This is a genomic window from Vibrio sp. 10N.286.55.E10 (assembly GCF_002872555.1).
GTDB lineage: Bacteria > Pseudomonadota > Gammaproteobacteria > Enterobacterales > Vibrionaceae > Vibrio > Vibrio crassostreae.
The window spans coordinates 58635-80094 of the sequence record NZ_MCSD01000020.1; the positions used below are offsets into that span (position 1 = coordinate 58635).

Sequence of the window (21460 nt, forward strand, 5' to 3'; positions counted from 1 at the left end):
AGCTGTATTTAGTTGCTTTAGCAATCGCTTGCATAGCTTTAAACTAAACCACTTGGATTACTCCGTTCTAATCAAGAACCCATTTTATTTTCAATTTATGATACTCTTGCTTCCTCTCACACGCCATGCAGTGATCGAACTCTTTGTCACAAATTAAACAAATGAATAACAACGAATTTCGCTCTATCCAAATCAAGCCGCTTGAATATCAATCAACTTTAGCTAAACAGCTGTTTTCCCATATTGAAAACCTGCCGTGGGCAATGCTATTACGCTCCGCTTCAGAAAGCCACGTTGATAGTCGATACGATATTTTAGTTGCTCAACCCATCGCCACCTTCGAAACAATCGGTGCAAAAACCACCGTTAATGTTAATGAGACGTGCGAGGTTTCAGACTCCGATCCTTTCGAACTACTCGACCAATATCAGCAGCAATTATTGCCTGCGACTAAAGAGCACACTGAGTTGCCATTCGTTGGCGGCGCTTTAGGCTATTTTAGTTATGATTTAGGGCGCAGAGTCGAGACACTTCCATCACTCGCAACGCGTGATATTGAAGCACCTGACATGGCGGTTGGCTTGTATGAATGGGCTGTTATCGTTGATCACCAACTGAAAACGGCGTGTATTGTCGGTAACAATATCGATGAACATCATGATTGGCTGATGCAGAAAATGGGTCAATCACACCTAACACATGCGCCCTTTGGATTAACCACACCGTGGAAATCCAATATGAGCGAAGAGAGCTACGCCACCAAGTTCGATAGCGTTCAAGAATACCTGTTATCCGGGGACTGCTATCAGATCAACTTAGCTCAGCGCTTCAATGCTCAATACCAAGGCAGTGAATGGCTGGCTTATGACAAGTTAGAGCAGTACAACTCAGCACCCTTTTCGGGTTTCATCCGTTTGGCCGACTGCGCAATCATCAGTGTTTCGCCAGAGCGTTTCTTAGAACTCAAAGACAACGTCATTGAAACCAAGCCAATTAAAGGCACACGACCTCGTTCTGAGAACCCGATGATTGATGATGCTAACGCGCAAGATCTGGCAAGCGCCGATAAAGATCAGGCGGAAAACTTGATGATCGTCGACCTACTTCGTAATGACATTGGCCGAGTGGCAAAATCGGGCACAGTGCATGTACCAAAGTTGTTCGATATTGAGAGCTTCCCTGCCGTGCACCACTTGGTAAGCACGATACGAGCAGACCTTGATGAACAATATTCTGCGACTGACCTTCTGAGAGCGTGTTTCCCTGGCGGTTCGATTACTGGCGCACCAAAAGTTCGCGCGATGCAGATCATTGAAGAGTTAGAACCGCATCGACGTTCAGCGTACTGCGGCAGTATTGGCTACATCAGCCGAAATGGAAGAATGGATACCAGTATTACCATTCGTACATTAGTCGCCGAGAACAATACGCTTTATGCATGGGCTGGCGGTGGTGTGGTATTTGATAGTGATTGTGCTTCTGAATACCAAGAAACTCTGGATAAGCTGAGTCGAATTCTACCGGTACTTGAAGATTGCTAAACCTAGCGTCATTAACTGCGAGTTCCGCGATTTAATGACGAGTTCTGCGGCTTAACGCTCAGCAAAAACTCGATATAAAAAGAAACCGAAGGATCGCAAGATCACTTCGGTTTTTTAGTCTTTGAACTAGAGTGCATTGCTCACAACGCATTATTAGCGTGTTTAAGCGACCTTCACCGCAGAGACACCCCACTTCTTAAGCATCTCTTTAAGATCATTGGCGGTGTAAGGTTTACTCAAAATGTCATCCATTCCACACTGAATACAACGTTCCCGCTCTTCAAGTGTCGTTCCGGCGGTCAGTGCCACAATAGATTTAACGTAACCCTTCTCTCTTAGTTTCTCTGTCGCTTCAAAGCCGTCCATAACGGGCATTCTGCAATCCATGAATACAATGTCGTATTCATTGTCTGACGCGAGCTCAAACCCTTCGACACCATTACTTGCGATAGCCGGTTCAATCTCATGTTTACGAAGCATTTGCTGGATGATGATCTGGTTCATCTTAATATCATCAACCACCAACACTTTAAGTAGTGACAATTCCGCCTCAGACTCAAAGCCCTTGGTAACACTATCACTCTCAGCCGGAACATCGACAACTTGAAGAGGAATCGAGATGGTAAAAGTCGTGCCTGAGCCAACAACACTGGTCACGCTAATATCACCGTGCATCAAACCTACTAGCTTACGACAGATGGCGAGACCAAGCCCAGTCCCTTCGTAGTTTCGGCTACTTGAATTATCCGCTTGAGTAAAAGGTTCAAACAGCGTCTTATGAGAGGATTGAGCGATCCCAACTCCAGTGTCCTCTACGGAAAAAATAAATTGGTCTCTCAACCATTTAATCTCAACGCTCACATGTCCTTTATCCGTGAACTTGATGGCGTTTCCAATCAAGTTTACGAACAGTTGAGTAATACGCTCTAAGTCACCATAGAAATGGCTCGGTACACCTTTGTCTACATCAACATCAAACTTAAGCTGCTTTTCAAGTGCTCGATTGGTAAAGATACTATCGATAGTATTTCTCAAATCATGAAGCGCGAACTTCTTCGGTATTAACTCCAACATTCCCGCGTTGATTTTACTGTAATCCAATAGGTCATTAATGATGGTTCTGAGAAACTCTCCAGATTGACTTAAGTTGTTCACTATTTCACGTTGAGAACTATTCAGTTCGGTATCGCTAATCAATTCGGCACTACCTAGTAGGCCATTAAGCGGGGTTCTTAATTCATGGTTGATCATTGCGACAAAGTCACGCGTTGCTCTTTCAGATTCTTCTGCTCGTTTACGTGATTCAATGTTTCGATTGATAGCAAGCTGGTGGGTTAAGGCACTACAAATAAGGTCGGTAACTAACAACAGTTGGCTTTGGATGAATTCGAAATCTTGGTCTAATACCCTGACCTTCACAATTAACGCGCCGACTATGACCTTTTCAACCTCTAATGGTACGGTAAGGTGGTTGCCTTGCCAATGAGGCTCTTGAATATCTTGCTCTATCACCTCGACGGTTTCGTCACCATAGTCATAAGTGTGTAATTGAGGGAGCAGCTTGGGAGGCAAAATCAAACGACTGGCTTCAATCAGATAACTGTTGGTCACACTTGTCGTCAATTGTGACAACATGACGTCATCAAGATCATTACTCAGAAAAGCGCGTCCGAAATCAATCAACAGGTTGTCGATTTGTTCTTGGAATTCAATGCGACGTATGTTTGCATTGGAACGCTTCTCTAACTGACGCAGTGCAAGCTCGAGTTGGTGGTTGGCCTCAAAAAGTTCAAGGCTCTTTTGTTCCAACAAGGCTTCTGCTGCTTTTCGCGCAGCAATTTGGCGTTTAAGTTTTTTCTCTAGGGCTGAGGCCAGATCCATATCACTTTTCTACTTTGAGATTAAACCTAACCACGCTCTGGTCATCATTTTGTGGCGTCATCTCCACCGCAATAGATTCACCGTGGTATTCAGCGCACCCTTCGATAAGCCCTAAACAAACATGAGACATACATCTTGCGCTTTTGTAGTCAAAAACAAGTTGTGCTTCGGTCGTGGTGATAAAACTGAATTCAGGTGGCTCAGCATCTGGATAGAGCTTCTTCACTTCAACGTGAATGTAGCGCTCTACGTGCTGAATAAATTGAAAGGTGGTATTGCTGTGAGCAATGCTAGCTTTATTCGGCAATGAGGCTAATAAGTTCTTAAATACGGACTGCCCGAAAACGCGTTGCAAGCTTGCTGCATCTATATCGGTTTTTTTGCTCAGATTAATGATGAGTTTAACCAGATCTTTGTGGTCGTAACTTCCGACAGATGTGTAGATCCCTTCATCTTCTGACGTCTCTAGAACTTCTTCCAAAAGCTCTAACCCAAACTTGTCTTCAACAAGCTCTAAAAATTCGGTGAATATGATTCCTTTCATCTCATACCTTTTCTTCTATTTCTTTTTAGAATGGTTCACTAAGTCATTGTTATCAAATTCTTAAACACAAAATCTACGCTCCGTAACCCAATTTTATGACATGGGTAACGCTTACTCGCAGATGCGTACATATTGAATATAGCAAAAACCGGCATTTTAAGGATGTCAGTAACTACGTGGCCCTTAATTACGCCTAGTTAATAGCTAAACTAAAGGTAAGTAAATGAAGACACACTCAAAATTGGTAATCAGCCCACTGTTATGTCTATACTTAAAATCATAATAATCAATATATTGGCTTGATATGAATAAAGAAAACTTCCTTCAACAATTCCAACTAAACCCTACCGTTGGCTATCACCCAGAGTCAGTAGAGCGTGTTTCGCATATCAGTGGCGATCAATTACGTAAAGCGGCAGTGGTGGTAGGTTTAGTTGAAAGAGAAGATGGTTTACATGTCATTTTTACTAAAAGAGCCGCTCATTTAAAGCATCATCCTGGCCAAGTCAGTTTTCCTGGCGGTAAACATGAACTCTCTGACCCTTCTATGCAATTTACTGCACTTAGAGAGCTCCATGAAGAGGTAGGAATTCGATCGGATCAAGTTAAAATTGTTGGGCAATTACCCGCTTTGAGTACTATTAGTAAATTTTCTGTGACACCGATTGTTGCTCTGGTCGATCCTGACTATGAAGCCATCATCGATGAGAATGAAGTTGCCTCTATTTTTGAGGTGCCTGCCACCTATGTTTTAGACCAAGCCAAGTTACACAGCCACACTGTTAACTTCAAACAAATCAAGCATCGTGTTTTTGCGATGCCCTTCCAAGAGCACCTAATTTGGGGCGTTACGGCGCAAATTATCCAATCTCTGCAGCAGCATGTAGTGCAACAAATCACATAGCAACTACGTTTTGTTTAATCTCTGTTAACAAATCGCAAGCTTTGTATGGAACAGAATTATTAATGCAATTTTACGCAAACGTTTCCCTGGTATAAATCTGAACAACCCCGCCTTTCGCATAATAAAAACTAATACCTAGCATGAGCATAAATCACCTGTAGCACGCCAATTTCGTGATCAAAAATCCGTTTTTCGCATATCATGTGACACGCCGTTTCATTACATGATTTAGATCTATTTTTTGTAGAAGAAAATTCTGCAGAATTAGCCCCGACTTATTTCCTGTTCCCAAAAAATGAGTAATTTAACATGAACACAACAACTTCTTCGGCAAATGCCGTTAAAGATTCAAGCAAGTTTAACTATAAAGATTTTACCTGGTGTTTATCACTATTCGGTACAGCAGTTGGTGCTGGCGTACTATTTCTTCCAATCAAAGCTGGTGCGGGTGGTTTTTGGCCATTAGTTATCCTAGCTCTAATCGCGGCACCGATGACTTGGTTCGCACACAAATCTCTAGCTCGCTTCGTACTGTCAGCTAAAAACCCTGAAGCAGATATTACAGACACAGTTGAAGAGCACTTCGGTAAGACTGGCGCAAACATTATTACTTTTGCTTACTTCTTCGCTATCTACCCAATCGTTCTTATCTACGGTGTTGGTATCACAAACACGGTTGATTCTTTCCTAGTAAACCAAATGGGTATGGAATCTATTCCACGTCCTCTTCTTTCTGGTGCACTTATCCTTGCTATGACAGCAGGTGTTGTATTCGGTAAAGAGCTGATGCTTAAAGCAACGTCAGCGATGGTTTACCCACTAGTATTCATCCTACTAGCACTATCTTTCTACCTAGTTCCTGATTGGAACACTTCAATGATGGACGTAAGCCCAGAATGGTCAACAATGCCTTCTATTATCTGGCTTGCTATTCCAATCATCGTGTTCTCTTTCAACCACAGCCCAATCATTTCACAGTTCTCTAAAGAGCAACGTCGTGTATACGGTGAAGACGCAGTTAAGAAAACTGACCAAATCACTGGCGGCGCAGCAATGATGCTGATGGGCTTTGTAATGTTCTTCGTATTCTCTGTAGTACTTTCTCTATCTCCAGAGCAACTAGCAACAGCACAAGCACAGAACATCTCTGTTCTTTCTTACCTAGCTAACGTACATGAGTCTCCACTTATCTCTTACATGGGTCCTCTAGTAGCGTTCGCAGCGATTACTTCAAGCTACTTCGGTCACTTCCTAGGTGCTCACGAAGGTCTTGTTGGTCTAATCAAGTCTCGCTCTGGTTCTTCAATCTCTAAGATTGAGAAAGCTTCTCTAGCGTTCATCGTTGTTACAACTTGGATTGTTGCGGTAGTTAACCCAAGCATCCTAGGTATGATTGAAACAATGGGTGCTCCAATGATTGCAGCTATCCTGTTCCTAATGCCTGTATTCGCAATGAACAAAGTACCAGCAATGGCTAAGTACAAAACTTCAGCACCTGTACAAATCTTTACAGCTTTATGTGGTCTAGCGGCTATTAGTTCTGTAATCTACGGCGCTCTTTAATCTCAAGCCCTTTTTATAAGATGGCATCCATCTTATATCGCGAGATTAAACAAAAAATATAATGATAATAAATGAGCCTCCCTACTCCCCTTGGGAGGCTCTCTTTTTGAGGTAATCGCTATGATTAGTGTATTTGATATCTATAAAATCGGTGTTGGTCCATCGAGCTCACACACAGTTGGACCAATGAAAGCGGGTAAAGAGTTTATTGATGACCTACGTTCAATGGGAAAATTGCGCGACATCACTAAAATCACCGTGGACGTATATGGATCACTATCACTGACAGGGAAAGGTCACCACACAGATATCGCAATCATCATGGGTCTTGCTGGCAATACTCCTGAGCGTGTTGATATCGATTCTATTGCAGGCTTCATTGCTCGCGTAGAAGAAACTGAGCGCCTTCCTGTTGGCATGCACTGTCATACAGTATCGTTCCCACGCGATGGCGGTATGAACTTCCACACTAGCAACCTTTCTCTACACGAGAACGGCATGAGCATCCATGCATGGGTTGGTGACGAAGTTGCATACTCAAAAACGTACTACTCAATTGGCGGCGGTTTCATCGTTGACGAAGAAAACTTCGGCAAAGAAGAAGAAAACCCAATCAAAGCACCTTACGAATTCACTACAGCTGAAGAGCTGGTTAATCAGTGTAAAGAAAGCGGTCTTTCTATCAGTACACTGGTTATGAAAAACCAAGCAGCATTCCACTCAGACGAAGAGTCTCGCACTTACTTCGCTAACATCTGGAAAACGATGCGTGAGTGTATGGATCGCGGTATGAATACTGAAGGTATCCTGCCAGGTCCACTGCGTGTACCTCGTCGTGCAGCAGCACTTCGCCAACAGCTGATCACTTCAGAAAAAACAACTAACGATCCAATGACGGTTGTTGACTGGGTGAACATGTTTGCTTTCGCAGTAAACGAAGAAAACGCAGCGGGCGGTCGTGTAGTAACTGCACCAACAAACGGCGCATGTGGCATCATCCCTGCGGTATTGGCTTACTACGATAAGTTCATCCAAACAGTGACAGAGAAAGACTACATCCGTTACTTTGCAGCTTCTGGCGCGATCGGTGGTCTTTACAAGCGTAACGCTTCTATCTCTGGTGCCGAAGTTGGCTGTCAGGGTGAAGTTGGTGTGGCATGTTCTATGGCTGCTGCTGGTCTTGCTGAGCTTATGGGTGGTAGCCCTGAGCAAGTATGTATGGCTGCAGAAATCGGCATGGAGCACAACCTAGGTCTAACGTGTGACCCAGTAGCTGGCCAAGTACAAGTACCATGTATCGAGCGTAACGGTATTGCTGCAGTTAAAGCAATCAACTCGACTCGTATGGCACTTCGTCGTTCTTCTGCTCCTACTGTTTCTCTAGATAAAGTTATCGAAACAATGCTAGAAACAGGCAAAGACATGAACGCTAAATACCGTGAGACTTCTCAAGGTGGTTTGGCTGTTAAAGTTGTTTGTTAATCACTCTGAATTAATAAACCGATAATAAAAAAGGAACGCCGAGGCGTTCCTTTTTTGTACCTAAAGCTTTTGGAGCTAAAGCTTGGTGACTGATTGATTCACCCAACCAAATTGCTTTGCTAAATCACTTGCGAGATAAGCAAGAAGCAACCAAACAACAATGAGAAAAGCATCATCGGCTTGCCACCTTCCGCGCTGTATCTATCTTCGGCTACTTTCATAAAGCGTTGCTTGTGAACCATCACCAGAGGAACGAACACAGCTAAGAACACTAAGATGATACCTGCGTAGTTCAACACTTGTAGGAACTTGTCTGCAGCAAGCAATGAACCTGCCAACGGTAAGATAAAGCTAATACAGTACGTTACTGCAGTATTTTGGTTGAACATGTCTTTGTTCTGGTTGAACAACGCCATCGCCACACCAAAGAAAGAGGTCAACAACGCCAACCCAGTGAAGGTAGACAGAACGTTACCCACCCAAGGAGATTGAGCCTCAAACGCCGCCATCAAATCGGATACGTTCTTAAAGCTTCTGAATTGCTCTTCACTCAAGTTACCCACTACCGCAAACAACCAGCACAAGTAACACACTAATGGGATCAGAGAACCGACGATCACCATGTTACGCAGCTGTTTGTCTGTCGCTTCGTGGTTGTAAGAAACTAAAGTTGGAATCACAACCATAAAGCCAAAGCTTGTAAACAGGATTGCACTGGTTTTGATTAAATCAACGTGGTCATGGCTGGTTACCTGCATCAAGTTTTCTTGAGTCATGCTCGGTGCCAAGAACGCCATGGTTGCAAACAAACTTGCAAGCATCACGAAGAACAATGCGCGGTTGAGTTTATCAATCACACCAGTACCACTTGCGACTACAGCGCCAGCAAGCAAGGTAAACACTATTTGGCTGGTAGTAGCGGTAATTTCGACGCCAAAGTTAGACAGTAACTTACTCAGCAAGTCACCTGCGCCCAGAATGTAAGCCATTAATAGACAAATTAATAACGCGTATAGCAAACCGTTGGTAAGCAACTGGCCTTGTTTACCCAAGGTTTTTCGGGCAATAGAGTTTAATCCTAGACCGCCACCCGCTTTGATGGTCGCTTCTAGAAGTAATAATGCTGCGTAAGTCGTACCGAAGCAGATCAGTACCATCAGCAGTGTGCCATAAAGCAATCCAAATTGAGCTAATACCATTGGGATCGCGAGCATACCAGCACCGAGAGCGGTACCAGCGATAATTAGGGAGCTACCCATCATTTTAATATTCATTATTTTTAACTTATTTGTTTAGTTTTTATAGGTGTGAGTCTTCGTGCATCAAGTGGATGACAAAGGAATTCAGATAGAAATAAAGTTATAAAACGAATAACAATAGGAGCGATAAGCGGTAAAGAAGCGTGCAGAGACGTTGTCGAACAGGGCGTTCAAAGGGGAGCTTGTCTTAAGAGAGGTAAAACGAGAAGCGTGAGTGAGCGTTAGCTGATGTGGTGAACCTTCTGTAGGTTCAATAATCGGCGATGTAATCTTGAATTTCATGTATGTGTCCAATAATTGAGTCACATTCCATATTATTTGAAGCAGCGTCTCCGTTGCTGCCCTACCTCTAGCATTAGAGGTCTTTTTATCTTATCGAATGAGCCTCGAAACACAACGCTATAACCACACTTTTTGCTATTAAATTGAACAAAATAGCTATCTGGATATAAATTGACCACCAAACCTTCTAATACAATAATTTTCATTGATAAAAGACAAGCTGATAAATACATCTAGCCCATGGAACCCGAGACTCTCTCCTCTAACTAGAATCAAATTCACAACTCAACGTTATATTTTGACATAAGACATAACACAAACTTGCTACATCACAGAAACATAACCACAACCGGAGTATGGTCACACAATTCACTATACCCCATAGGTAGTAGGGTCTCTTACACGTACAGTATGCGCGTCATTATAATTAATAAAAACAAACACCTTATGCGCTCAACAATCACTTTTAAAATCCTAGTGGCCCTCGCCATCGTGTTCACTTTTTTGCTGGCAATATCGACCTATTTCCAATACTCGCAGCAAAAGCAACTGGTTAACTCGGTGTTGAGTGAACAGCTACACGACAAAGCAAGTAACTACTTCGATAGCCTCAATATGATGATGCTCACCGGCACCATGGCACAGAAAGAGACCCTGCGTCAGAAAGCATTGGCACAAGAAGGTATTGAAGACGTTCGTGTTCTTCGCGCCGACGCTGTGAGTAAACTCTACGGCCCGGGCAATGACAATCAAATACCTGTTGATGATATCGACAAGCGAACGCTAGCAGGTGAAACGGTTATCGAACCCTTTTCTGCCGATTGGGGTAAAGGCTTGGTTATTGCTCTACCCATGAAGTCGAGTGAAGATTACCGGGGTACCAATTGCGTCGCCTGTCATATGGCACCAGAAGGCGAAGTATTGGGGGCAATTCGCCTTGAATACAACCTTAATCATGTCAACTCGCTGATCAACACTCAAACCATGGCCGCTATTGGCATTATGACGGTGATCTCGTTTGCCGGATTTGTTCTTACGATGGGATTAATTCGCAAGATTATCGTGCGCCCTCTTCAACAGACTTCTCGCTTCATGACCCAAGTCAGCAGCGATAAAAACCTGTCCACTCGCCTGCCTGAACAAAGTAAGGATGAGATTGGCACGCTGGCTAACTCCATAAACTCGTTCATGGGCACCGTATCTGACAGCTTAGAAAAGGTACAGAATACTTCGCATAAACTGAATGCGTCTGCCAACCAACTGACTAGCGTCGCGCAAATTACCGAGCAAGCCGCCAGCGACCAGCAAAGCGAAACCGCAGAAGTGCAACACAATGTCGAAGGGATACAGGCGCAACAAGTCAATGTAGAACAAGCCACTTTAACCGCTTCAGAACTCATCAATCACACCGCCGATGTAGCGTGTAAGAGTGCCAACCAAGCACACGACGCAAGCAGTGAGATAAAGAACCTAGTCAGCAGTATAGAAGAAGTGAAGCACAAGATACTGACACTCAATGAGCAAACCGGAGAGGTCTCTTCAATCTTGAGTGTGATTCGTGGCATTGCCGACCAAACCAACCTTCTGGCATTGAATGCAGCGATTGAAGCGGCGCGAGCGGGAGAACAAGGGCGTGGGTTTGCGGTAGTTGCTGATGAAGTTCGTCATCTAGCATCAAGAACCGCCGAAGCAACAGGCAGCATTGAGTCAATCATTCATCAATTCCAGCAAGGCAGTGAAGAGTCTCTGACTTCGACCGATCGCGTTTGCGAACAAGCCCATCAAAGCTCCACCGATATCGACGCACTTTCAATAGAAATGAATGGGGTGGTTGAAGAGATGAAACAGGTGCTAGCTCACGCACAGAATATTCAGCAGCAAACGCAATCCACCACACAAGCGACTCAAGATGTTCAACAAAAGGTTGAAACCATCACTTCTCACGCCGACAACACATCGCAATCTGCGGCTGAAACCCGCGACATCAGCAATGACTTAGAAGAGCTGTCTGATCACCTTGAGTCACTGATTAATCAGTTTACTTTGTCGAGTACAAAGAAGAACCCATAGGTCGTCTACAACAAAAAAGCGCTCACAATGAGCGCTTTATCTTCCTAACAATGTCTAGTTCAGGCTTTCAAATAACCTTAGACAACGATTAGTGCGTAATGGAAACCGCGGTTAAGTCTTTATGCTTGTGGTACATCGCGTGTTTGAATATCAGATTCGCACTCACGGTATCCATTCCAGAAACCTCCACATAAGCCCCCTTTTTACGGAACTTGAACACAACCTTATCAAGCGCCTCAACCGAAGTGTTATCTAGGAACGAAGCATCCGATATATCGATCGTCACTAAAGAGGTCGCGTTGTCATAATCAAATAGATCGACAAACGCATCTGAAGAAGCAAAAAATACATGCCCTTTTACTCGGTGGATGGTGTGCATTTCGTTGGTCACCACTTCATCAGATATAAAGACCATCGACTTGCTAGCATGTGCATAAAACAGAGCCGATAACACCACGCCAACCGCCACCCCAATCGCTAAGTTATGAGTAAACACCACCACCGCCACGGTCACTAACATGGTTACATTAGTTGGAAGTGTGTGGTCTTTAAGCTCAACAATAGAACGCCACGAGAATGTGCCGATAGAAACCATGATCATCACAGACACTAAAGCTGCCATCGGTATCAGCTTCAACCAATCAGAAACAAACACCACCATTAATAACAAAACAACCCCGGCGATCATGCTGGACAATCGGGTTAAGCCGCCTGATTTGATGTTAATGATTGACTGGCCAATCATCGCACAACCCGCCATACCACCAAAAAGGGAGGCCACTATATTGGCAACCCCCTGCCCTTTACACTCATTGTTTTTATTACTTTCAGTATCTGTCAGGTCATCGACGATGGTCGCTGTCATCAAGGATTCCAATAAGCCAACCAAAGATAGAGCAATCGAATATGGAAGGATGGTTGCAAGCGTATCGAACGTGAATGGAATATTGGGAATTAAAAACACAGGCAGTGAATCAGGAAGCTTACCCATATCGCCAATCGTTCTCACATCTAATCCGAACAACAAACTAATGACTGTCAGGGCAACAATCGCGACTAATGGAGAAGGTATTGCACGACCAAACTTGGGGAAATAAGGAAGCAGATAAATGATCGCCAAACCCAAAGCGACTAATACATAAACGCTCGAAGGGACGTTGACCAATTCAGGGAGCTGGGCCATGAAGATTAGGATGGCGAGCGCGTTAACAAATCCAGTAATCACCGATTTGGAAACAAAGTTCATCAGGTTACCGAGCTTGAGATATCCCGCCGCGATTTGAATAACGCCTGCAAGAAATGAAGCAGCAAGCAAGTACTCCAATCCGTGCTCTCTCACTAAGGTGACCATTAACAGCGCCATTGCGCCTGTTGCTCCGGAAATCATTCCTGGGCGACTGCCAACCAAAGCGGTTACGACACAAATACAGAACGAAGCATATAGCCCTACTTTAGGGTCAACGCCTGCAATAATTGAAAATGCGATGGCTTCAGGGATCAATGCGAGTGCAACCACAACCCCAGATAATGAATCTCCTTTAACGTTTGATAACCAGTGTTTTTTTAAATAATTAAGCATGTAATTCTCTTTTACTTGTACAGCCAGTCCTGCCTTGTTGAGACATAATCTGATCGACTGTTTTTCTTGAATGAGCGAGCGCTCGAAAAGTGCGGGTGTAGAGAGAATGCAGGGGTTAAGGCGGCGTAATTAACACGTAGATATTAAACTCCTCTTGTTGCTTTAGTGGGAAATTAAGAAGGTGATCAAGTCCGATATGACTGAATCCGCGCCAATATAGAGCGAGTTTCAACACAATCACACTCCAATTATTGAAAACAAAGGTTTCGATTACGCCTTGTTCATTCGACGATTCACATTAGGCGGAACGTAAGGCGCACGCTAAGATCGAACAAAAAACACACCCTCAAACGTATTTATGGTCAGTAGACACAATATTTCTTTCACCAAGCAAGAATAAAGGTTGAAGCTGTCGGTATGACAGGTAATATGTTCAATCGATTTAAAAAGTTTATACAACTTAATGTTTCGGCTAATTATTGTGCAAATGTATGTTTATTTGCAGCAATGCCAGAGACTTTGAGTTGAATTTGTCCCTCAATGGAGAATGAAATCAACATGACTTACGCGCCTGTAACAGACGTACTTGGCGGCAAGCTAGCGGTAGACAGTGAAGTAACTGTTCGCGGCTGGATCCGTTCACGTCGTGATTCCAAAGCTGGAATCTCTTTCCTTGCCATTTATGACGGCTCTTGTTTCGACCCGATTCAGGCCGTGGTTCCTAATAATCTTAATAATTACGAAAACGAAGTATTAAAGCTAACAACTGGCTGCTCTGTTGAAGTAACAGGTAAGATTGTTGAGTCTCCTGCGAAAGGTCAAGACTTCGAACTAGCAGCAACTGACGTTAAAGTTGTGGGTTGGGTTGAAGATGCTGACACTTACCCAATGGCTAAGACACGTCACTCTATCGAATACCTTCGTGAAGTTGCTCACCTACGTCCACGTACAAACGTGATTGGCGCAGTAGCACGTGTACGTAACTGTCTATCTCAAGCGATTCACCGTTTCTACCACGAGCAAGGCTTCTTCTGGACTTCTGCTCCGCTTATCACTGCATCTGATGCAGAAGGCGCTGGTGAAATGTTCCGCGTTTCTACGCTAGACATGGAAAACCTACCACGTACTGAAAAAGGCGACGTAGACTTCAACGAAGATTTCTTCGGTAAAGAGACGTTCCTAACAGTATCTGGCCAACTTAATGCTGAAGCTTATGCTTGTGCACTAAGCAAGGTTTACACGTTCGGTCCTACGTTCCGTGCTGAAAACTCAAACACAAGCCGCCACCTAGCTGAGTTCTGGATGGTTGAGCCTGAAGTTGCGTTTGCAGACCTTAACGACGTAGCGAAACTGGCTGAAGACATGCTTAAGTACGTTTTCGCTGCTGTTCTTGAAGAGCGCCGCGACGACCTTGAGTTCTTTGCTTCTCGCATCGACAAGCAAGCAATTACTCGTCTAGAGCAATTCGTTGACGCTGACTTCGCACAAGTTGACTACACTGACGCAATCCAAATCCTACTAGATTCTGGTAAGAAATTTGAATTCGACGTTGAGTGGGGCATCGACATGTCTTCTGAGCATGAGCGTTACCTAGCTGAAGAGCACTTCAAAGCGCCTGTTATCGTTAAGAACTACCCGAAAGACATCAAAGCTTTCTACATGCGCTTAAACGACGACGGCAAAACAGTTGCAGCAATGGACGTACTTGCACCAGGCATCGGTGAAATCATCGGTGGTGCACAACGTGAAGAGCGTCTAGACATTCTAGACGAGCGTATGATTGCTATGGGTATCGACCCTGAGCACATGAGCTGGTACCGCGACCTACGTAAATACGGTACAGTGCCGCACGCTGGCTTTGGTCTTGGTTTCGAGCGTCTAGTATCTTACGTAACAGGTATGGGCAACGTTCGTGACGTGATTCCATTCCCACGTACGCCACGCTCTGCAAACTTCTAATTCGAAAATCTATTCGATTTATAAGTTAAGAACAAATAAAACCTCCGCAATTGCGGAGGTTTTTTTATGTTCTGAATAAAACAAGGCGACGGCTGCTTCTGCTTCTGCTTCTGCTTCTGCTTATCACCATCAGAGACTAGTTATTCAAAAACTAATCAACATCTTGGTCTATAGCGTATTTTATTGCGAGACCGCAGATTGCCATCATAACGAACGGGATAGCCGCAGTGGTGTATTCCGCCCATGCCATATCAGCGAACGCTTTTGCTAGCAGTACGTGGCCGAGAATAAGCAGAAGCGCACACACAATCGCGACGATAATCAACTTAACTTCATTTCCCATAGTCATTTTCAACATAACGGTATCTCCAATATTTGGTCTACCGTTATTGAACCATAACTCTCTGGTCAATTAGGCGTACAGTTACGCCACAAACAACCCGTACAGTTGGAATGATTGTCTTTTTTATGAGGGACTTAAGGTTTTACGAGTTCGTGAGTTGATGTGCAAGTTTACCAAGCAAGATAAGCGCTTGTTCTTTCTCTTCTGTCAATTCATAAGAGAAGTTCAATCGTATCGCGTTATCCACTCTGCCCTGCTCACTGAACAGATCGCCAGATGCGACGCTAATACCTTGCTCAATAGCCAGTTGATGAAATTGTTGGCTGTCGAATTTTTCAGAGAAACGAATCCATATAAAGTAGCCACCAGCTGGTTCTTCAATCTCGATTGAATGCGGGAAGTACTGCTTAATGACGTCTATAAATCGCTCTTTCCTGACTAACAGGTTTTTACGTAGTTTACGAAGGTGATTGTCGTAGCTTTCATGCGTTAAGAAATGGGCGACACCAAGTTGAACGGGAGCGCTACTCGATAACGTAGAAAGAAGCTGCAATTTTTGAATCGCATCGTTAAAACGCGTGTTCACAACCCAACCTACTCGATAGCCCGGACATAAGCTTTTTGAATACGACCCACACAGCAAAACAGAATCTGTCTTATCGAAAGCCTTTAGTGGTTTCGGTTTATGACCTTCGTAATAAAGGTCGCCATACACGTCATCTTCAATAACGTAGGTTTCGTGTTGTTCTGCAATCTCTACCACACGGCGCTTCGCCTGTTCCGACAAACTGGTTCCCGTCGGGTTCTGAAAAGTCGTCATCAGCCAACACGCTTTGACATTGTGGTTTTGTAGTGCGTTTTCAAACTGCTCTATATTCAACCCATTAATTGGGCAAACATCCACTTCGATAGGGTTAAGCCCTAGCCTTTCGACGGCCTGTAGAGCACCATAGAATGCGGGAGATTCTATCACTACGTTATCACCCGGCTTAGTGACCGTTTGCAGGCTCAAGTTGAGCGCTTCCATTGCACCTGACGTAATCACGATGTCTTGATGATTAACTGTAATGCCTTGCTGCAGATAACGCTGTGCGATTTGCCTTCTTAAAGACTCACTTCCAGGAGGCAGATTGTTAATCACACTGGCACCCGTCATCTTCCTGCCGGCACTGGCTAGATTTCGAGTCAAGGTAGGTAATGGGAAAAGATCGGGATCTGGAAATGCAGAACCGAAAGGAATCACACCCTCGGCTGAACTCGACTTCAAAAAATCAAATAAGCGGTCATTAATGGCTTTCTTTTCACGAACGAATGGCTCTACGTAATCAACGCCGTCCAGTCTCGGCGCCACAAAGTAGCCCGACTGAGGTTTAGCGATGATCCACCCTTCGCTTTCTAGCAACTGGTAGGCTTGTAAGACAGTACTATTACTGACGTTGTAATTACGACAACTCATGCGTACCGAAGGGATCTTCTCTCCGGATCGCCACGTATTGTTGGCTATCTGAGTCCGAATATCCTTTGCAAGCTCTTCATAACGCGCCATCTAATTGTACTACCTAGAGAAATTCTGTGAGCCGGTGATTTTATCACTTACGCCAACAACTATTGCTGCTATCCATATGATCGCACCTAATTTCCACAATAGTGTGAATTAGTTCACAGATAACTTTGTAAGCTTTGCTAAGTTTGTACCCAAGGTAGGAGCTAAGTTGGCTTTCTACCTCAATAATTTGATGTAACCCAAAAACATGCGAGATAACAATGAAAAAAATAGAAGCAGACCAATTAAGTTATAAAGGAGAGTCAAACGGTGTTCACAGTTGGACAACACCGAGCGGCCAGCCATATTACTGGCACCCAGATTGGCTCCATATTGCTGAAGATGCGACAGGCTCACATCCAAAGCAAAAGATCGATGTAGAACAAGACCAAGCACCAACAGAAAAACACGCAGTGTCTGCTATTCTGAAACACATCAACCAATGGGCTGCAGACAAACTAGCATCTCACCCTGAGATTGAAACAGGCTCTATTGAAGCTGAAATCAATCTGAAAAAGTAATTTGATTTAAAGTAGGTCGCGAACTCAATCACTCGCGACTTGAGTCAAATATACCGACTGAATAGCCTCGAACCTCGACCGAGGCTATTCAAGTATCTTCATAAAAATGCGATAATAACCCTCACCTAGCTAACAAATCTCTAACACAAACCAGTTTCTTGTATCAATCCACGAAAGCTATCGATAGAATTTCCGGTCTTATTCACGTCAGTTATACTAATCATTCGTAATTCTAAAGTCGTGAATCTAATAAGAATGAGAACAAAGGCTTTTCGATGGATACTTCAAATTACAATCAATCGCTAACGACTAAGTTATACGTCATTGCTGGCGTACTGTTTGGCACCTACGGCAGCCGGGTATGCCCTATGCTCGAGAGCTTAACGACGTTAGAGATTTTCACACAAGTCAGTATTGTGTTTGCCTTATTATGGATCGCGCGTCGTTATTTATTAGCGCAACATACATTAGTTAAACAAGGTCGATTCGCGCAGCTTGATACCCTTCTATTTTTTGCCGCAAGTGTCCCGTTCGCGCTCTACTACAACTTAAGCTACGAATTCACTATAGATAGCAATTTGAAGGTGTTGTTTGGCATGAGTCTATTCGGCTTCTTTACCGGAAGCATTCTCCAATTGAACGCTAAGCTCAGCCAAATGGATAAAATGGAAACGACTGGACAATTTGACTTCCAACTGGTTGGTGAAAGGAGTTCGCTGGTCAAGCAAATGATTGGTTTAGTTATCGTACTTCTGGTAACACTAACCACCATGCTAACTATGATTGCCGTCAAGGACATCTTTTGGCTAGAACATAACCCAGATCGCTTATTGGATGGCACAGGGAAGATCAGCGTGATCAAAGAGTTTATTTATTTGGCGGTGGTGCTGGGTGGATATGCGATTACCATCATGACGCTTTGGAGCAAACTAATTAAGCGCATTCTCCTAAGCCAAGAGTGTGCATTAAACAAGGTGACCAATGGCGAGCAAGGCGTTCGCTTACCTATTTTCGGCTACAACGAGCTTGGTTCAATGGCCTCAATGACCAACACTATGCTTGATAGCCTCGAAACCGCGCAAAACGAAGTTAAAACCACACGTGACGTTGCGATTGTTAGCCTATCTGCGCTTGCCGAATCGAGAGACAATGAAACGGGCGCACACATCCTTAGAACTCAAGAATACGTTAAGGTGCTCGCACAAGAACTCAGCAAATCAGAAACCCACTCAAGCTTGTTAACACCAAACTACATCGAGTTGCTCTACAAATCTGCGCCTTTGCACGACGTAGGCAAAGTCGGTGTGCCTGATAGCGTGTTATTGAAGCCGGGTAAATTGACGGACGAAGAGTTTGAGATAATGAAAGGTCACCCCGCGATTGGTGCTGAAGCGTTATCTATTGCAGAAAAGCAGTTGGGAAGTAGCTCTTTCTTAAGAGTCGCAAAGGAGATATCTCTGACTCACCACGAGAAGTGGAATGGCAGTGGTTATCCTAATCAGTTGTCTGGTGAAGATATCCCGTTATCTGGCCGTTTAATGGCATTGGCCGATGTTTATGATGCTCTCATTTCGAAGCGAGTCTATAAACCAGCCTTTACTCATGAGCAAGCTAAACAGATCATTTTAGAAGGCAATGGGACGCATTTTGATCCGCAAGTTGTCGACGCATTTCTAGCGGTTGAACAAGCGTTTGTTTCGATCGCTGCAACCTACAAAGATGGCAAAAATATCGCTAGTGAACTCGAACGCGAAAGCCTTGTTGCTCAGCCCGCATAATCTATTCAAAAACCACTAACTTCTTGCACCCTATAGGTTAATCCGTAGGGTGTTTTGTTATCAAATACCCTCTTTAGTCAATAAATCTGATTGAAATGGATTTTTTTTAGCCTTTCTGTTCACTTCGTATTGTCTTAAAAATTCCATACAGGTATAACTACCCATAGATACTATCCCCTCTCAATTGACATGGATGAAGATTATGTTTGAAAAAGTGTTAGCTGCTCCCGCCGATCCTATCCTCGGCCTTACTGAAGAGTTTAAAAAAGACTCTCGTGCAGAGAAAATCAACCTTGGTGTTGGCATCTACAAAAATGAAGATGGTCAAACGCCTGTACTTAAAACAGTAAAGAAAGCAGAAGCTGCACTTCTTGAAAACGAAAAAACCAAATCTTACCTAACGATTGAAGGTACCGCTGAATACGGTCTAGCGGTTCAGAAACTGCTTTTCGGTTCAGATGCAGAGATCGTAACGTCTCAACGAGCTAAAACAGCACAAGCGCCAGGTGGTACAGGTGCACTTCGCGTAGCGGGTGAATTCATTAAGCGCCAACTAGGTGATGTAAAAATCTGGATCAGTAACCCAACTTGGGCTAACCACAACGGTGTTTTCGCTGCTGCGGGTATCGAAACGGCTCAATACAGCTACTACAACGCTGAAACTAAAGACAAAGACTTCGCTGGCATGGTTGCTGACCTAGAGAAAGCTTCTGAAGGCGATATCGTTCTTCTTCACGGCTGCTGTCATAACCCAACAGGTATCGACCCAACAGCTGAAGAGTGGGAAGTACTGGCTAAGCTGGTTGCTGAAAAGAAACTACTTCCTCTATTCGACTTTGCTTACCAAGGTTTTGCGAAAGGCGTTGAAGAAGATGCTGCTGGCCTACGTGTTTTTGCTAAATACAACAAAGAAATCCTTGTTGCTAGCTCATTCTCTAAGAACTTCGGCTTGTACAACGAGCGTGTTGGTGCATTCACACTGGTTGCAGAATCTGCAGACGTAGCAACAACAGCATTCTCTCAAGTTAAAAGCATTATCCGCTCTATCTACTCTAACCCACCAGCGCACGGTAGTGCTGTCGTTACTCACATCCTTGGTGATGCTGATCTACGTGCTGAATGGGAAGCAGAAGTAGCAGAAATGCGTGACCGTATCCAAGAGATGCGTGAGCTATTCGTAACAACACTGAAATCTGAAGGTGTTGATGCAGACTTCACATTCATCGAACGTCAAAACGGCATGTTCTCTTTCTCTGGTCTAAGCAAAGAGCAAGTAACTCGCCTAAAAGACGAATTCGCAATCTACATTGTTGGTTCTGGACGTATCAGCGTTGCTGGTATGACTAAGTCAAACATGGGCCCTCTATGTAAAGGCATCGCTGCGGTTCTTTAATCGTAAAGTGAAACCTGTATTTGCAGACCAGAAACCTGCACTTACAGACCGATAAGTATGCAAAAGCCAGCGATTAAGCTGGCTTTTTTGTGTCTCGACTTTCAGTTTTAGATACTTTGTAAGTTAATACTCTAAGAAAAACTCCACGCCCAGCTCATTGGTTCGTTCGCTACGAATCTTACCTTCTCCATCTCGATGTTGGTACGAGCCACCAATCGCAAACTTGTTGGTCACGAGATAACGTAAACCTAAGTGATAAATCTCTTCATCAAACAGATCACTTCGATTCACTTGCACACTACCGTTGGCAATCCAACGTTTCGCAAAACCATAGTTAAGCTCAGCTTTTACCCCTTGGATGAACTCAGTATCTGAAGATTCAGTTCGGTTGGTGTCATTATCTTCAACCTTACCTTTAGTGATACCAAGCAGGTAGTAAGCCACTATATCTAAATCTTTCTTGATGCTGTAACGGTAACCAACACCCGGCATAAGTGTATCAATTCGAGTCGTGGTGTCGTCAGGGTGAATGAAGCGTGCACTGTAGTCGCCCAGCAACAACCAATCATCAGTCATCGCGTAACTGACGCCTAATCCATACGACGAGGCATTGTTATTACTGCCTGCATCTTCATTTAAACTGCCCGAATGCGCCGTGGCATAAACGTGGTCATAATCAAGAATATCCACCGCGTTAGTGTCCGCCCACAAACTTGGAGAAAACGCTAAAACCGCAGAGACAAAACTAAGCTTCCACTTCGACATTCCTATCATCCTTAAACTGTCACTCCATTAATTGAAAGGTTAGTCTATCCATA

The 21460-nt window shown here is 44.0% G+C and carries 17 protein-coding genes; 9 read left to right on the forward strand and 8 right to left on the reverse strand.

Annotated features, from left to right (window positions below; all coding sequences use genetic code 11):
• Positions 1-161 precede the first annotated feature (161 nt).
• A complete protein-coding gene (pabB, locus tag BCV39_RS12835; protein WP_102432742.1) occupies positions 162-1541 on the forward strand; it encodes an aminodeoxychorismate synthase component I in 1380 nt (459 codons plus the stop codon).
• Positions 1542-1703: 162 nt separating this feature from the next.
• Here the strand turns inward: pabB and BCV39_RS12840 are convergent, their stop codons facing one another.
• Both BCV39_RS12840 and BCV39_RS12845 read right to left on the reverse strand, forming a co-directional pair.
• Positions 1704-3422, reverse strand: coding sequence for an ATP-binding protein (locus BCV39_RS12840; RefSeq protein ID WP_102432743.1), 1719 nt, complete (start codon positions 3420-3422; stop codon positions 1704-1706).
• Between the two features lies 1 nt (position 3423).
• The gene (locus BCV39_RS12845) at positions 3424-3966 is read right to left on the reverse strand and encodes a heme NO-binding domain-containing protein (RefSeq protein ID WP_102432744.1); all 543 of its coding nucleotides are present in this window, start codon (positions 3964-3966) and stop codon (positions 3424-3426) included.
• A 304-nt stretch (positions 3967-4270) separates the two neighbouring features.
• Between BCV39_RS12845 and BCV39_RS12850 the strand changes: the two genes are divergently transcribed.
• The 3 genes from BCV39_RS12850 to BCV39_RS12860 all read left to right on the forward strand — a co-directional run bounded on the left by BCV39_RS12850 (position 4271) and on the right by BCV39_RS12860 (position 7915).
• Positions 4271-4870 carry a CoA pyrophosphatase gene (locus tag BCV39_RS12850; RefSeq protein WP_081228700.1) on the forward strand — a complete coding sequence of 200 codons (600 nt, stop codon included), beginning with the start codon at positions 4271-4273 and terminating at the stop codon, positions 4868-4870.
• Between the two features lie 309 nt (positions 4871-5179).
• Complete coding sequence (locus BCV39_RS12855) at positions 5180-6433, forward strand: aromatic amino acid transport family protein (RefSeq protein ID WP_048658418.1); 1254 nt, start codon at positions 5180-5182, stop codon at positions 6431-6433.
• A 120-nt stretch (positions 6434-6553) separates the two neighbouring features.
• Positions 6554-7915, forward strand: a complete 1362-nt coding sequence (locus tag BCV39_RS12860; RefSeq protein ID WP_048609201.1) for an L-serine ammonia-lyase — start codon at positions 6554-6556, stop codon at positions 7913-7915.
• 119 nt (positions 7916-8034) lie between these two features.
• On the opposite strand, the gene BCV39_RS12865 is transcribed toward BCV39_RS12860, so the two are convergent.
• Together BCV39_RS12865 and BCV39_RS23015 are read right to left on the reverse strand one after the other, a co-directional pair.
• The gene (locus tag BCV39_RS12865) at positions 8035-9177 is read right to left on the reverse strand and encodes an aromatic amino acid transport family protein (protein WP_102432745.1); all 1143 of its coding nucleotides are present in this window, start codon (positions 9175-9177) and stop codon (positions 8035-8037) included.
• A gap of 81 nt (positions 9178-9258) precedes the next feature.
• Positions 9259-9456 (reverse strand): hypothetical protein, encoded by a 198-nt coding sequence (locus tag BCV39_RS23015; RefSeq protein ID WP_123923953.1) that lies wholly within the window; start codon positions 9454-9456, stop codon positions 9259-9261.
• Between the two features lie 447 nt (positions 9457-9903).
• Here BCV39_RS23015 and BCV39_RS12870 point away from each other — a divergent pair, with 447 nt between their 5' ends.
• A complete protein-coding gene (locus BCV39_RS12870) occupies positions 9904-11526 on the forward strand; it encodes a methyl-accepting chemotaxis protein (protein WP_102432763.1) in 1623 nt (540 codons plus the stop codon).
• 88 nt (positions 11527-11614) lie between these two features.
• Here the strand turns inward: BCV39_RS12870 and BCV39_RS12875 are convergent, their stop codons facing one another.
• Positions 11615-13105, reverse strand: a complete 1491-nt coding sequence (locus BCV39_RS12875) for a SulP family inorganic anion transporter (protein WP_102432746.1) — start codon at positions 13103-13105, stop codon at positions 11615-11617.
• 558 nt (positions 13106-13663) lie between these two features.
• Here BCV39_RS12875 and asnS point away from each other — a divergent pair.
• Complete coding sequence (gene asnS / locus BCV39_RS12880) at positions 13664-15064, forward strand: asparagine--tRNA ligase (RefSeq protein WP_017060416.1); 1401 nt, start codon at positions 13664-13666, stop codon at positions 15062-15064.
• Between the two features lie 151 nt (positions 15065-15215).
• On the opposite strand, the gene BCV39_RS12885 is transcribed toward asnS, so the two are convergent.
• Both BCV39_RS12885 and BCV39_RS12890 read right to left on the reverse strand, forming a co-directional pair.
• A complete protein-coding gene (locus BCV39_RS12885; RefSeq protein WP_004734707.1) occupies positions 15216-15422 on the reverse strand; it encodes a hypothetical protein in 207 nt (68 codons plus the stop codon).
• Between the two features lie 127 nt (positions 15423-15549).
• Positions 15550-16953: a PLP-dependent aminotransferase family protein gene (locus BCV39_RS12890; protein WP_048658414.1), complete on the reverse strand. Its 1404-nt coding sequence runs from the start codon at positions 16951-16953 to the stop codon at positions 15550-15552.
• Between the two features lie 218 nt (positions 16954-17171).
• Between BCV39_RS12890 and BCV39_RS12895 the strand changes: the two genes are divergently transcribed.
• The 3 genes from BCV39_RS12895 (at position 17172) to BCV39_RS12905 (ending at position 20642) form a co-directional block, all read left to right on the forward strand.
• The gene (locus BCV39_RS12895; RefSeq protein WP_017060414.1) at positions 17172-17471 is read left to right on the forward strand and encodes a hypothetical protein; all 300 of its coding nucleotides are present in this window, start codon (positions 17172-17174) and stop codon (positions 17469-17471) included.
• Between the two features lie 275 nt (positions 17472-17746).
• Entirely contained in the window at positions 17747-19249 is a 1503-nt protein-coding gene (locus BCV39_RS12900; protein ID WP_102432747.1) for an HD domain-containing phosphohydrolase, read from the forward strand.
• A gap of 202 nt (positions 19250-19451) precedes the next feature.
• A complete protein-coding gene (locus BCV39_RS12905; RefSeq protein ID WP_102432748.1) occupies positions 19452-20642 on the forward strand; it encodes an amino acid aminotransferase in 1191 nt (396 codons plus the stop codon).
• A 123-nt stretch (positions 20643-20765) separates the two neighbouring features.
• Here the strand turns inward: BCV39_RS12905 and BCV39_RS12910 are convergent, their stop codons facing one another.
• Positions 20766-21407, reverse strand: a complete 642-nt coding sequence (locus BCV39_RS12910) for an outer membrane beta-barrel protein (protein WP_048664801.1) — start codon at positions 21405-21407, stop codon at positions 20766-20768.
• Positions 21408-21460 lie beyond the last annotated feature (53 nt).